The organism is Clostridium sp. AM49-4BH, assembly GCF_003478335.1.
In the GTDB taxonomy this organism is placed as follows: Bacteria; Bacillota; Clostridia; order Lachnospirales; family Lachnospiraceae; genus Butyribacter.
The window spans coordinates 18051-29686 of the sequence record NZ_QUFB01000037.1 but is presented as its reverse complement, the minus strand read 5'-3'; the positions used below and the strand labels follow the sequence as shown (position 1 = coordinate 29686).

Genomic DNA, 11636 nt, shown 5'->3' with positions numbered 1-11636 from the left:
TACTGGTTAGTATTGGTATTCTTGTTATGCCGATTATCAATTTAATCTCTCATTCTGAATTAGGCTATTACATAGGTCTTATTTTGATTGTTGTAGGAGTGTTTATATCATATCATCATTGTAAAATACAATGGAAAACTTATTAGCTTTAAAAAGTAGAATTGAGGTATGAATATGATAGGACTGAACAAAAGAGATATAAAAAAGGCATTGAAAGCTGGTGCAAAAGCTGGCGGTGTATCATTGGCTGATGTTCGGGCGGATATTGAAGCTACGATTGATGAAGCTATGAATAGCACCGACCCAGAGGTGCAGGCAAATTTCAAAAAGTATTTTGGGAATAAACGCCCTACACCAGAAGAATATATTTATATCATTACGAAAAAGACAAAGGCAAAATTATAATAAAAGGGTCGTGGAAATGCTTCACAAAATTGTGATCTGCATTATCACGGCTCTTTTACTCTCTGTTTACTTTCAAAACTGTAAGTGTAATTGAATACTGCCCTTGCTATAATTTAATTGTATTCCAAAACAAATAAATGTGGCAGGAAGAAAGGAGCGATTTTTAATGGAACACATTTTAAATTTAGAGCAAGTAAAAAAATACTACGGGGGTAACTCTGGAAATATCACAAAGGCAGTAGACGGTATTTCTATGTATGTAGATAAGGGCGAATTTGTCGCAATCATGGGAGCTAGTGGTTCTGGAAAGACTACCCTATTAAACTGTATCTCTACGATTGATACTGTAACCAGCGGACACATTACAGTCAATAATCAAGATATTACCAAAATCAAGGATAAAGATTTTGCTGATTTCAGACGTGAAAATTTAGGGTTCATTTTTCAAGATTTCAACCTTTTAGATACTTTAACGATTGGAGAAAACATTTCTTTATCATTGGTTATCAACAAACAGAACCCTACTGATATTGAGAAAAGAGTTCATGCTATCGCCGATAAATTGGGTATTCGTGATATTTTATCGAAATTTCCTTATGAAGTTTCTGGCGGACAAAAACAGCGTTGTGCTTGTGCTAGAGCCTTAATCAATGAACCGAAACTGATTTTAGCTGATGAACCGACGGGAGCTTTGGACTCAAAAGCTTCCAGATTATTACTGGAAACAATGTCTGAAATCAACAAGAAAATGCAGGCTACTATTTTAATGGTAACACATGACCCGTTTAGTGCGTCTTTCTGTGAACGTATTTTGTTCTTGAAAGACGGTAAAATATTCAATGAAATTTTCAGAGGGGAAAAAAGCAGAAAAGATTTCTTCAATGAAATACTGGATATATTAACCTTGCTCGGAGGTGAAGTGGGAAATGTTAGGTAAGTTAGCGTATAGAAATACAAAAAGAAATATTAAAGATTATTTGATTTATCTGATAACCGTTACTGCATCCTTTTCTCTTATATTTGCTTTTAATTTGGTGGCAAATTCTGATGAAATTGTAAAGTTATGTTCCAGTATGGATGCATTTAAGAATTCATTGTTCGCTGTAAATATTCTTATTATTTTTGTGATATGCTTTTTGATCAACTATACAACGAAATTTATGTTTGAAAAAAGAAGTAAAGAATTAGGAACATATATGCTTCTTGGCATTAAGAAAAAAGAAATTGCCCACTTAGTTGTAATTGAAAATATACTGTTGGGAATTTTAGCATTTGTATTAGCTATTCCTATTGGCTTTTTATTCAGCCAGTTTGTGTCGTTAGTAATTGTAAACTTACTGGGTATTCCAAAAACTCTCTTTATTTCTTTGAATTTCGTTTCTATTGGACTATTGATAATTTATTTTTTAACTATTTATGTTTTGGTTTTGCTTAATCTATTAAGAAGAATAAGTAAAATGACGATACGTGATTTTCTTTATTTTGACAAACAAAATGAAAAGAAAATGTTCCGTGACAGTAAAAAAAGAAATGTCATTTTTGTTTTAAGTATTATTCTTGGTGCGATTTCTCTTTTTCTCTGGAATTCACGTTGTACTATGGATAATTTTAATAAGCAAGAAACACTTACTTATTTGATGGTAAGCGTAATCATGTTGATTATCAGCATTTATGGTATATCTACAACTTGTGCAGATATGTTCTTGACTGTTATCTTAAAATTTTGTATAATAGGAATTGAAGTTAAATTAGATGCTAAAAATTTGTAATTAAGAAGGAGGGATTCGTCATGTTGGTATTCCAAATGCGTAATGTAGATAAAACATCTACTGTTTTGAAACAGACTAAAAACAGTGATTACGCAGATAAATAAATACGTTAGATTAATTCCTACCAGTGACTAATCTTATGACTTTTTAAACAGATAACTAAAATTACAAACAAATCGTTTAACTTCTGTATTTATTTACAGATGTAATCACTTCAGGAGTGATTACATGAACAAAAATATAAAATATTCTCAAAACTTTTTAACGAGTGAAAAAGTACTCAACCAAATAATAAAACAATTGAATTTAAAAGAAACCGATACCGTTTACGAAATTGGAACAGGTAAAGGGCATTTAACGACGAAACTGGCTAAAATAAGTAAACAGGTAACGTCTATTGAATTAGACAGTCATCTATTCAACTTATCGTCAGAAAAATTAAAACTGAATACTCGTGTCACTTTAATTCACCAAGATATTCTACAGTTTCAATTCCCTAACAAACAGAGGTATAAAATTGTTGGGAATATTCCTTACCATTTAAGCACACAAATTATTAAAAAAGTGGTTTTTGAAAGCCGTGCGTCTGACATCTATCTGATTGTTGAAGAAGGATTCTACAAGCGTACCTTGGATATTCACCGAACACTAGGGTTGCTCTTGCACACTCAAGTCTCGATTCAGCAATTGCTTAAGCTGCCAGCGGAATGCTTTCATCCTAAACCAAAAGTAAACAGTGTCTTAATAAAACTTACCCGCCATACCACAGATGTTCCAGATAAATATTGGAAGCTATATACGTACTTTGTTTCAAAATGGGTCAATCGAGAATATCGTCAACTGTTTACTAAAAATCAGTTTCATCAAGCAATGGAACACGCCAAAGTAAACAATTTAAGTACCATTACTTATGAGCAAGTATTGTCTATTTTTAATAGTTATCTATTATTTAACGGGAGGAAATAATTCTATGAGTCGCTTTTTTAAATTTGGAAAGTTACACGTTACTAAAGGGAATGGAGATAAATTATTAGATATACTACTGACAGCTTCCAAGAAGCTAAAGAGGTCCCTAGCGCCTACGGGGAATTTGTATCGATAAGGGGTACAAATTCCCACTAAGCGCTCGGGACCCCTTGTAGGAAAATGTCCTAAGTGTGGCAACAATATTGTATTAAAAAAATCGTTTTATGGTTGTTCAAATTATCCTGAATGTAAGTTTACTTTAGCTGAACATTTTAGAAAGAAAAAACTAACCAAAACGAATGTAAAAGAATTACTGGAGGGAAAAGAAACCCTGGTAAAAGGAATCAAAAACAAAGAGAAAAAGCCCTACAATGCCGTTGTAAAAATTGGGGAAAAGGGATATATTGATTTTATCTCTTTTTCAAAATAAACATAAAAGCCCTTTAAAGAGGGCTTTTATATATTAATCACAAATCACTTATCACAAATCACAAGTGATTAATCACAAATCACTTGTGATTTGTGATTCTTAATGATACAATATTACTATGTTTTAGCTTTAAAGGCTCGTACAGACTATATGTTTTGTGCGGGCTTTTTTCATACCCGAAAAAATTTAAAAAATTTTTCAAAAGAGGTCATTAAATCACACCTAGCTGTCCTTATATGGTGCGGAAAGAGGGATAAACACTTTTCAAATCATAAAGGAAAGGAGGTGAGATTGATGAAACCGTCTGACTTCCAGAAAACAGTTCAATGTCGTTTTGAAAGTTGTTTAAAGAAAGTTGTCCGTAGTGTCGTGAAAGATTATTACAAGGAATTAAACCGTCGTAAGAATAAAGAAATATCTTTCAGCGAATTGCCAGATGTCCTTGTTGATAAAATGGCTGTTTGGGACGACTACGAAACAGATTATACAATCTTTTCAGTATGTGGCATTGATATTCGTGTCCTTGATGATGAATTGGCAGAAGCCTTGAAGAAACTTCCAGAAAGAAAACGCAATACTCTGTTGATGTATTACTTCTTGGAAATGACAGAAAGTGAAATTGCCAACTTGCAGAAAATCACGCAAAGCGGTGTATTTAGAAACCGACATCACGCTTTGGAAACTATGAAAAAAATACTCAAGGAGGAACATTAGAAAATGAAACAGTTATTTAAGAAACCGTCTTATTACTTGATTTCATCAGCTATGGATTGAAACGAAAAAGCGATTGAAAAATTACTGGCATTTTATGACCCTTACATATCAAAGTGCTGTTTGCGTTCACTTTATGATGAATACGGCAATGTTTATATCGTTGTAGATATGGAATTAAAAGGACGTATCAGAGAAGCACTTATCAAAATGATTTTAGGTTTTGATATTGAAGATATGGACTTAGAACCAGAAGAATAAGCAGTTTTTAGCGGAGCATGATTTAATATCCCCCTCTTTCCTGCTCTGCCACCTGCTTTTATATGAAAGCAACACGCTTTCACCACAGCTCTTTGACAACTGAATAAAGCAGACAGATACGTTTGTGAGATGGCGAGCCACGGGGACTGTACGCCACGACCTTTTCAAAAGAAAGCGAGCGACCCACGCAGTGATCCGAGAGCGACTGTTGGAAAAGTTGTTTTGCCACGACCTATCCTCACAGAATAATGATACGTCCGCATGGTGCGGTTCTGCCCACAAGAATGGGAATAGTTGAGATACTAATGGAGCTTTCCAAAGCCGTCTGCCTGCTTGTAAAAAACGACACACAGTAAAGGGGGGTGCATAGATTATGAACAATACTGATGTGCCTATTTGGGAAAAATATACGCTGACGGTTGAAGAAGCGTCCAAATACTTCCGCATTGGCGAAAAGAAATTGCGTAAATTAGCCGAAGAAAATCTTGACGCTGGCTGGGTTATCGTGAACGGCAACCGTATTCAGATTAAGCGAAAACAATTTGAAAAAATCATAGATACATTGGACGAAATCTAATGTCATTGAGCCGTAGATATGGTATAATAAATATAGCGTATCACGGCTCGTTCCATGACGGAAAGGAGCTTTACACTATGTCTAATGTAAAACGAAAAGACAGTAAAAATCGCAATTTGCGTAATGGAGAGAGCCAGCGAAAAGACGGAAGATACGTTTATAAATATACCGATATATACGGAAAGCCACAATTTATCTATTCTTGGAAACTTGTACCGACAGACAAGACACCTGCTGGAAAGCGTGATGATATATCGTTGAGGGAAAAAGAAACACAGATTAAAAAAGACCTTAACGACGGTATCGATACAGCAGGCGGTAAAATGACAGTCTGCCAGCTCTACGACAAGAAGAACAGCCAAAGAAAGAACATCAAGAGGGCTACTGAAAAAGGACGACAGTATCTTATGAACGCTCTGAAAAATGACCCATTGGGTATGAGGGCGATTGATACTGTTAAGCAGTCGGACGCTAAAGAATGGGCTATCAGAATGAGCGAAAAAGGATACGCCTATAAAACGATTGATAACTACAAGCGTTCCTTGAAAGCGTCATTTTACATGGCGATACAAGACGACTGTATCAGAAAGAACCCGTTTGAATTTAAGCTAAGTGATGTTCTGGAAGATGATACGGAGCAGAAAGTTATCCTTACACCAGAGCAGGAAGAACGCCTGCTTGCCTTTATGGAAAAGGATAAGATTTACAGCAAGTATTATGATGAGGTTGTGCTTCTGCTGGAAACGGGACTTCGTATTTCTGAATTTTGCGGACTAACGACGCATATTGATATGCAGAACAGAATACTCAATATAGACCACCAGTTATTGAAAGACAGCGAAATCGGCTACTATATTGAAACGCCAAAGACCAAAAACGGAAAACGAGAACTTCCATTGACAGAACGGGCTTATCAAGCAATCCAAAGAATACTAAAGAACAGAGGAAAGGCACAACCGTTGATTGTAGGTGGTTATAGCAATTTCCTATTCTTGAACCGTGAGGGCTTACCTAAAGTTGCAGGAAACTATGAGGGCATGGTGCGAGGACTAATTAAGAAGTATAACAAGTATCACACGGACAAGTTACCGAACATCACACCACATTCATTCCGACATACTTACTGTACGAATATGGCAAACAGAGGAATGAACCCAAACACCCTGCAATATCTTATGGGACACGCTAACATAACCATGACACTTGGCTATTATGCACACGGTACATTTCAATCTGCAAAAGCAGAACTGGAAAGACTGGCTTGTTAATATCGGAGCTTATATTTACTACTCATTTACTACTTTTGGTTGCATTTTCATGCTGGTAAATGCCAGCTTATGCAAGGTATCTTCCAAAAAGAAAATACCGATAAAGCCCTAAAATACGGGATATATCGGCATTTACCAACTTATGAAAAGATAATCAGAAATTTAGTAAGTTTTTTGAATAATATTTTATATGCTTTAGACATGGTATATATCAAATGCAATAATACCAGCTACATCATTCCGTATCCAGAAAATCCCGAGGCACTAAATGCTGATGCTGGTAAATATAAAATAGAAACCGGTAAGTGCTACCGAGTTGATAAATTTATAAAGATCATGAACACAATGTTTGATGAAAGCAGTGTCAAAAATTCTGATCCTAATGCCGTTGGGAGTATAGCCCTTCCCTACCGAAAATCCTATACTCTCCTTTATGTCATTGCAGCAGGAATCTTAATAGGCATCATCGTACTAATTGCTGTATTCCGGCACAGGTTCTTTCATCATAATGCTTTTAAGTGATGATTAGTATTGCTATTGTGCGGACATTTGCATATAATAAAGATAGATGGAAATACTACTCACGAAAGGAGATGTTTTATATGGCTACGAAATCAGCAAATTTATATGCAAGGATTGAACCAGATGTCAAAGAAAAAGCAGAAAGTATCCTGTCTACACTTGGCATCCCTGCTTCCAGTGCTATCAATATGTTTTATAAACAGATTATCTTACAGAGAGGACTTCCGTTTGAGGTAAAAATACCATCTGCCAAACCTGTTGACATCAGCACATTATCAGAAGCAGAGTTAAATGAAGAATTGGAAAAAGGATATGCGGATATGCAGGCTGGACGGACAAAAAATGCGAAGAAAGCCTTTGCTGACATTCGCAAGGATTATGGCTTATGATATATGAAGTAGAAGTATCCAAACAGGCTGACAGTGATTTGAGAGGAATTTTTGAATATATTGCTTTTGAATTACAATCGCCAGAAAATGCAAGCGGACAACTTGACCGTCTTGAGGAACAGATATTAAATCTGGATACGATGCCAGAGCGTTATCGAAAATATGAAAACGAACCGTGGAAAAGTCGTGGACTTCGTGTATTACCAGTAGACAATTATGTGGTACTTTATATTCCAGATAGCGATAAAAAGGTTGTAACAATACTTAGAGTAATGTATGCCGGACGGGACATAGACAATCAGTTAAATCTTCACACAAAGCAATAAAGGATATGATTTAAAGCAGTCTTTCATTTATGATCGACTGCTTTTTTCATATCACACAATGAGCAGCACCAAGAACGCCGCCGCACACGCCGCCAGCGCCACGGTAAGCAGACTTCTGCGCCGATACGCCATGATTAGCGCCACAACCGTACCTGCCACACCGGCTGCAATCTTATCCGCTGAATAAATAATAGCCGGAAATGTCATTGCCCCCAGCACCGCATAAGGAACGTATGCGAGGAAAGACTTCACAAAACGATTCTCTACTTTTTTACGGCACAACGTAAATGGAACTGCACGGATCAAATAAGTAACTCCTGCCATCACGAGCAATGACATCCAAAAATAATGCATTGGAATATCTCTCATGCTTCCTCGCCTCCTTCCTCATCAATCGGATACAAAACAGCACCTATTGCAGATGCCACTACAGCACAAATTATAATTGCAAATCCGGAAGACACCTGATCAAACACTGGCATATATCGGAAACAGCAGCTAAGCACTACCGCGATCACAATAACTCGCAAATAACGCAGATCATCTCTCGCCTGTGGGATGATGATCGCCAAAACATTCCGTAAATAGCAATTCCCATCGCCGACTGCAATAGAGGAGGCAGCACGCCACCTAACACTGCCCCGGCAAACGTTCCAAACACCCAGCCGATCACCGGCAATGTGACGAGTCCACCGAAATAGCTGCGGTGTACTTCACCTTTTCTGCTTGCTGCCACACCAAATATTTCGTCGGTCATAAAAAATCCATAAAACAATCTACTTCCCGTCTTAAAATTGCTGTCCACCTTTTGGGATAGCGAAATGGACATTAATGCATAACGCAAATTGATGACAAGCTGTGCCAATGCCATTTCTACATAAGCACCCCCTGCTACCATAATATCTAATCCCATAAACTGTCCCGCCGACGTTACATTCAACAGCGAGATCAATACTGCCTGCCACCAGCTAAGTCCTGCCTGTACTGCCATCAGTCCAAAGGTAAAACTCACCGACACATATCCTAAAGCAATCGGGATTCCATCCCGAATACCACATTTCCATTCCTTCATTCGTACGCCTCCATCTATCTTTTCATCGATGCGACTTATCATTTTTCTCATCACTGCGCTTTATCTTTTTACCGTTCAAAAAGCTGCACAACTGCATAAGGTTTCCCGTCCTCGCCATTCAATGACACCATACAGTATTCCTCTGTCTCATAGATCACCGGCGTGATCTGATCTCCAAGCATCGCCTGTTTGCGGTATTCGACACGCAGCTCTCGCACCGTGATCTCCCGTTCCAAAGCCGCACGTGCCATACGCACATACTGCCCATTGTTCATATGGTGATTCGTATCTAAATGATACTCCTGTACCAAAAACGGGTCACACTCTTTTCCACCATCTTTTGGCACTTTAATCTTACGTGATGCATAATCCATCGGGAGTGGTTCATGTATACCATATACATCCCCAATTTCCGGCGTTACGATCATCGGGCGCCCCTTTTTCAGATCCATCAGCACCCACAAAGAATTGGCAATTGCGATACGATGCTCCGGCTCCCCCTGATGCGTTACCAAAAAATTACGATGGCCAAACATCTTTTCAAAGCCAAAAGCCTGCGTCCCCACCGTAATATTCTCACCCATCGCCGGATATTCATCGATCACGATCTGCCAAAAATTAAGCACCCACATTATATTCTTTTGTCGATGGTACTCTAAGCCAACTCCCAAATCTTCCGACTGAAAATTGGTACAATCCTGCATATAATCAATCAAGCTTTCCAACGACAAATTTCCGTTCTCATCCGTCTCGCTATAACGAACTCTGCTGTCAAATGTATACATATCTTTTCATCCTTTCCGTTTATATCTGATCCCAGCAAAAAATATGCTCTTCTTCCACGTATTTACACAACTCTTTATGCAAAAATCCTTCCATTTCCTGTCGAAGCTTGTCTGGATATTGGTACACACCGTCTATATTTTCATAAGGAAACTGTACCACCGGCGAAAGCACATCATGACGTCGCATATTTTTAAGATAATCTTTGGAGATACGAAACGATCCCATACTGACATCTACAATATGATCTGTATCTATTTGCGCAAATACTTCACCAAGCATCCTGCGATACACTTCTTTATAATGTGGATAATAGATCATCGGATCAAAGCACAACCGCACCGGATGACCCATTTTTCCCGCCAATTTTACACTTGCAACACGTGCAGCTAACGTCGGCGTGCCGTGCTCATAACAAGCGGTGATTTCTTCCGGTGATAACGTAAACGCATAGATCACTCGATCACAGACCGGCAGCTCCTTCCACAAATCTGTCCGTGCACACTTTGTACGAATTTCAATCCGAAGCTTCGGATGCTCCACCGTAAACTCTGCCCATTTTTTCACAAAACCGGCAATATTCTCAAGTGCCAGCAAATCCGTATCGTACGAAACACATAAATACACCGGATGCTTAGCAAGCAACGTTTCCAATTCCGCGAAAATATCCTCAATATTTATAAATATCACCAAATTACCGCTTGGATACATTCCTTTCAAATAGCAGTATTCGCAATCATAAATACAGTTCATCACGCAGGACGTATAATAAAAATATTCGTTACCAAAACTCTGACACACCTCCGCACCCTCATACAATAACTGTCCATCTTTGCGAGCAATGATCAGCGCTTTGGACCCATGCTGTAAATGCACCTGCTGCCCTTTGCGGCAAAATACATCTTTATAATGTGTGATGGAAATCACCTGCGCCTTCAAAAACTGTTGTAATATCCTCTGTGTGCGCGGATGATTTCTAACTGCGGCTTCTACGTAAATATGTGAAAACATGGTCGACTGTCCCGTTTCCCTGACAATCGGATCATGATTGTGCCCTGTCGGCTCACATGCAGGTATCGACTGCATGTTATTGATATAACAATCGTTCTTTGAGCTGTTCAAAATACGCCTTCCCTTCTTTGCGGTCACGACAGCAAAGCGTTTGCTCTGCCAGATCGCCACGGATCATTTTCTCGTACGGAATATTTGCCAGTGTACAATATCGCAGCAATTGTTCCATCTGTAAACGCATCGTCACGGAAGCATATGTCTGATCACATAGCAATTGCAAAATTTCCTGCTCTTTCGCGCCAACCTTTTCCACTTTCCAAGAACGGCTAAGTGTACGCACATCTTCTATCCACGTACATATTTTCTCTGCACTGTCCGCAAAGAAGTGCTGTAAATCCTCTGCCGTCATACGCTTATCAACACCGGCATCTGATACTACTTTTAAGAAAGCCATCTGGTGCTGTCCCACAAACCGGACAGCGGCCTGATATACGCCAACTGCCTCCATATCACACAACCTGATTTTTAATGAGGATCCTCTCTTCTGTCCACCATTCACAGACGCATCCATACGAATCATTTGCTTCATTTCGTCGAGTCTACGCACTATGCTGACCGTTTCAATTCCCTCTTCTGCAAATGGGTGACGATATAAAATATCCGGATAGTATGTACGTTTTGTATCGCCATCCACCAATTGATTTCCAATAAACCATTGCCCGATCAGCTCTGATCGCTCGGCCGATTGCACATGCTCATCAGAACAGTTTGGCGCTCCCGCCGCACTTCCTATATTCAATATAAATGTCGATTCGTCTGTCCCATATTTAGCACACACATAACTTACCGCCACCGCCGCTTCTACTTTGCCCGGGCCTGTAACCGCCAATATCGCCTCCCCGGCTTCATCCTGATAAAGCACAAATTTTCCACTGTCATTCACACGTTTCAATTTCATCTGTGCAATGAACGGTACTGCCTCGGCATATAACGCCATAAAAATGTACAACATTTATTTCCTCCCAGCTTTCAAACCATGGTCGCATAAGGCTAATTTTAGCCCAAATAGAGAATAATAGCAAGTTTTACAAACCTTTTACAGTGATTTCTATTAGGCTTGATTGTGTATGTTCTCAGTTGTCTATA

Annotated in this window: 17 protein-coding genes and 1 pseudogene; 13 read left to right on the top strand and 5 right to left on the bottom strand. The window is 38.6% G+C overall.

Going from position 1 to position 11636, the window contains the following annotated elements; all coding sequences use genetic code 11:
• Nucleotides 1-174 precede the first annotated feature (174 nt).
• From DW981_RS10615 to DW981_RS10540, 13 genes and pseudogenes are all read left to right on the top strand, one after another.
• Complete coding sequence (locus DW981_RS10615) at nucleotides 175-405, top strand: hypothetical protein (RefSeq protein ID WP_003060191.1); 231 nt, start codon at nucleotides 175-177, stop codon at nucleotides 403-405.
• 166 nt (nucleotides 406-571) lie between these two features.
• On the top strand, nucleotides 572-1342 hold the full coding sequence (locus DW981_RS10605; RefSeq protein ID WP_003061398.1) for an ABC transporter ATP-binding protein: 771 nt from the start codon (nucleotides 572-574) through the stop codon (nucleotides 1340-1342).
• Nucleotides 1332-2174, top strand: coding sequence for an ABC transporter permease (locus tag DW981_RS10600; protein ID WP_003060411.1), 843 nt, complete (start codon nucleotides 1332-1334; stop codon nucleotides 2172-2174). Before DW981_RS10605 ends, DW981_RS10600 begins: the two co-directional genes overlap by 11 nt.
• A 20-nt stretch (nucleotides 2175-2194) precedes the next feature.
• Nucleotides 2195-2278 (top strand): 23S rRNA methyltransferase attenuation leader peptide, encoded by an 84-nt coding sequence (locus DW981_RS10595; protein ID WP_001814874.1) that lies wholly within the window; start codon nucleotides 2195-2197, stop codon nucleotides 2276-2278.
• A 124-nt stretch (nucleotides 2279-2402) separates the two neighbouring features.
• Complete coding sequence (gene erm(B) / locus DW981_RS10590) at nucleotides 2403-3140, top strand: 23S rRNA (adenine(2058)-N(6))-methyltransferase Erm(B) (RefSeq protein WP_008687088.1); 738 nt, start codon at nucleotides 2403-2405, stop codon at nucleotides 3138-3140.
• A 169-nt stretch (nucleotides 3141-3309) separates the two neighbouring features.
• Nucleotides 3310-3570 (top strand): annotated as a pseudogene (locus tag DW981_RS10580) (topoisomerase DNA-binding C4 zinc finger domain-containing protein); the annotation flags it as partial.
• A 294-nt stretch (nucleotides 3571-3864) separates the two neighbouring features.
• Entirely contained in the window at nucleotides 3865-4284 is a 420-nt protein-coding gene (locus DW981_RS10575) for a sigma-70 family RNA polymerase sigma factor (RefSeq protein ID WP_003061815.1), read from the top strand.
• Nucleotides 4285-4356: 72 nt separating this feature from the next.
• Nucleotides 4357-4542: a helix-turn-helix domain-containing protein gene (locus tag DW981_RS10570; RefSeq protein WP_226911642.1), complete on the top strand. Its 186-nt coding sequence runs from the start codon at nucleotides 4357-4359 to the stop codon at nucleotides 4540-4542.
• 373 nt (nucleotides 4543-4915) lie between these two features.
• On the top strand, nucleotides 4916-5119 hold the full coding sequence (locus DW981_RS10560; RefSeq protein WP_002322728.1) for an excisionase: 204 nt from the start codon (nucleotides 4916-4918) through the stop codon (nucleotides 5117-5119).
• A gap of 77 nt (nucleotides 5120-5196) precedes the next feature.
• A complete protein-coding gene (locus DW981_RS10555) occupies nucleotides 5197-6387 on the top strand; it encodes a site-specific integrase (RefSeq protein ID WP_003062094.1) in 1191 nt (396 codons plus the stop codon).
• 69 nt (nucleotides 6388-6456) lie between these two features.
• Nucleotides 6457-6909, top strand: coding sequence for a hypothetical protein (locus DW981_RS10550; RefSeq protein WP_118507688.1), 453 nt, complete (start codon nucleotides 6457-6459; stop codon nucleotides 6907-6909).
• Between the two features lie 80 nt (nucleotides 6910-6989).
• On the top strand, nucleotides 6990-7298 hold the full coding sequence (locus tag DW981_RS10545) for a type II toxin-antitoxin system RelB/DinJ family antitoxin (protein WP_118507690.1): 309 nt from the start codon (nucleotides 6990-6992) through the stop codon (nucleotides 7296-7298).
• Nucleotides 7295-7624, top strand: coding sequence for a type II toxin-antitoxin system RelE/ParE family toxin (locus DW981_RS10540; RefSeq protein ID WP_118507687.1), 330 nt, complete (start codon nucleotides 7295-7297; stop codon nucleotides 7622-7624). The genes DW981_RS10545 and DW981_RS10540 overlap by 4 nt, the downstream gene beginning before the upstream one ends.
• 51 nt (nucleotides 7625-7675) lie before the next feature.
• Here the strand turns inward: DW981_RS10540 and DW981_RS10535 are convergent, their stop codons facing one another.
• The 5 genes from DW981_RS10535 to DW981_RS10515 all read right to left on the bottom strand — a co-directional run bounded on the left by DW981_RS10535 (nucleotide 7676) and on the right by DW981_RS10515 (nucleotide 11502).
• Nucleotides 7676-7993: an AzlD domain-containing protein gene (locus tag DW981_RS10535; RefSeq protein WP_022024444.1), complete on the bottom strand. Its 318-nt coding sequence runs from the start codon at nucleotides 7991-7993 to the stop codon at nucleotides 7676-7678.
• A 145-nt stretch (nucleotides 7994-8138) separates the two neighbouring features.
• Nucleotides 8139-8696: an AzlC family ABC transporter permease gene (locus DW981_RS10530; protein WP_347474563.1), complete on the bottom strand. Its 558-nt coding sequence runs from the start codon at nucleotides 8694-8696 to the stop codon at nucleotides 8139-8141.
• A 68-nt stretch (nucleotides 8697-8764) separates the two neighbouring features.
• Nucleotides 8765-9481, bottom strand: a complete 717-nt coding sequence (locus tag DW981_RS10525; RefSeq protein ID WP_022024442.1) for an acyl-ACP thioesterase domain-containing protein — start codon at nucleotides 9479-9481, stop codon at nucleotides 8765-8767.
• A 19-nt stretch (nucleotides 9482-9500) separates the two neighbouring features.
• The gene (locus DW981_RS10520; protein ID WP_022024441.1) at nucleotides 9501-10601 is read right to left on the bottom strand and encodes a spore photoproduct lyase family protein; all 1101 of its coding nucleotides are present in this window, start codon (nucleotides 10599-10601) and stop codon (nucleotides 9501-9503) included.
• Nucleotides 10567-11502 (bottom strand): hypothetical protein, encoded by a 936-nt coding sequence (locus DW981_RS10515; RefSeq protein WP_118507686.1) that lies wholly within the window; start codon nucleotides 11500-11502, stop codon nucleotides 10567-10569. The genes DW981_RS10520 and DW981_RS10515 overlap by 35 nt, the downstream gene beginning before the upstream one ends.
• Nucleotides 11503-11636 lie beyond the last annotated feature (134 nt).

Excerpts from the sequence above, each read along its gene's own strand:
- DW981_RS10615 (WP_003060191.1), top strand. The coding sequence starts at position 175 with ATGATAGGACTGAACAAAAGAGATATAAAAAAGGCATTGAAAGCTGGT.
- DW981_RS10605 (WP_003061398.1), top strand. The coding sequence starts at position 572 with ATGGAACACATTTTAAATTTAGAGCAAGTAAAAAAATACTACGGGGGT.
- DW981_RS10600 (WP_003060411.1), top strand. The coding sequence starts at position 1,332 with ATGTTAGGTAAGTTAGCGTATAGAAATACAAAAAGAAATATTAAAGAT.
- DW981_RS10595 (WP_001814874.1), top strand. The coding sequence starts at position 2,195 with ATGTTGGTATTCCAAATGCGTAATGTAGATAAAACATCTACTGTTTTG.
- DW981_RS10575 (WP_003061815.1), top strand. The coding sequence starts at position 3,865 with ATGAAACCGTCTGACTTCCAGAAAACAGTTCAATGTCGTTTTGAAAGT.
- DW981_RS10560 (WP_002322728.1), top strand. The coding sequence starts at position 4,916 with ATGAACAATACTGATGTGCCTATTTGGGAAAAATATACGCTGACGGTT.
- DW981_RS10555 (WP_003062094.1), top strand. The coding sequence starts at position 5,197 with ATGTCTAATGTAAAACGAAAAGACAGTAAAAATCGCAATTTGCGTAAT.
- DW981_RS10550 (WP_118507688.1), top strand. The coding sequence starts at position 6,457 with ATGCAAGGTATCTTCCAAAAAGAAAATACCGATAAAGCCCTAAAATAC.
- DW981_RS10545 (WP_118507690.1), top strand. The coding sequence starts at position 6,990 with ATGGCTACGAAATCAGCAAATTTATATGCAAGGATTGAACCAGATGTC.
- DW981_RS10540 (WP_118507687.1), top strand. The coding sequence starts at position 7,295 with ATGATATATGAAGTAGAAGTATCCAAACAGGCTGACAGTGATTTGAGA.
- DW981_RS10535 (WP_022024444.1), bottom strand. The coding sequence starts at position 7,993 with ATGAGAGATATTCCAATGCATTATTTTTGGATGTCATTGCTCGTGATG.
- DW981_RS10530 (WP_347474563.1), bottom strand. The coding sequence starts at position 8,696 with ATGAAGGAATGGAAATGTGGTATTCGGGATGGAATCCCGATTGCTTTA.
- DW981_RS10525 (WP_022024442.1), bottom strand. The coding sequence starts at position 9,481 with ATGTATACATTTGACAGCAGAGTTCGTTATAGCGAGACGGATGAGAAC.
- DW981_RS10515 (WP_118507686.1), bottom strand. The coding sequence starts at position 11,502 with ATGTTGTACATTTTTATGGCGTTATATGCCGAGGCAGTACCGTTCATT.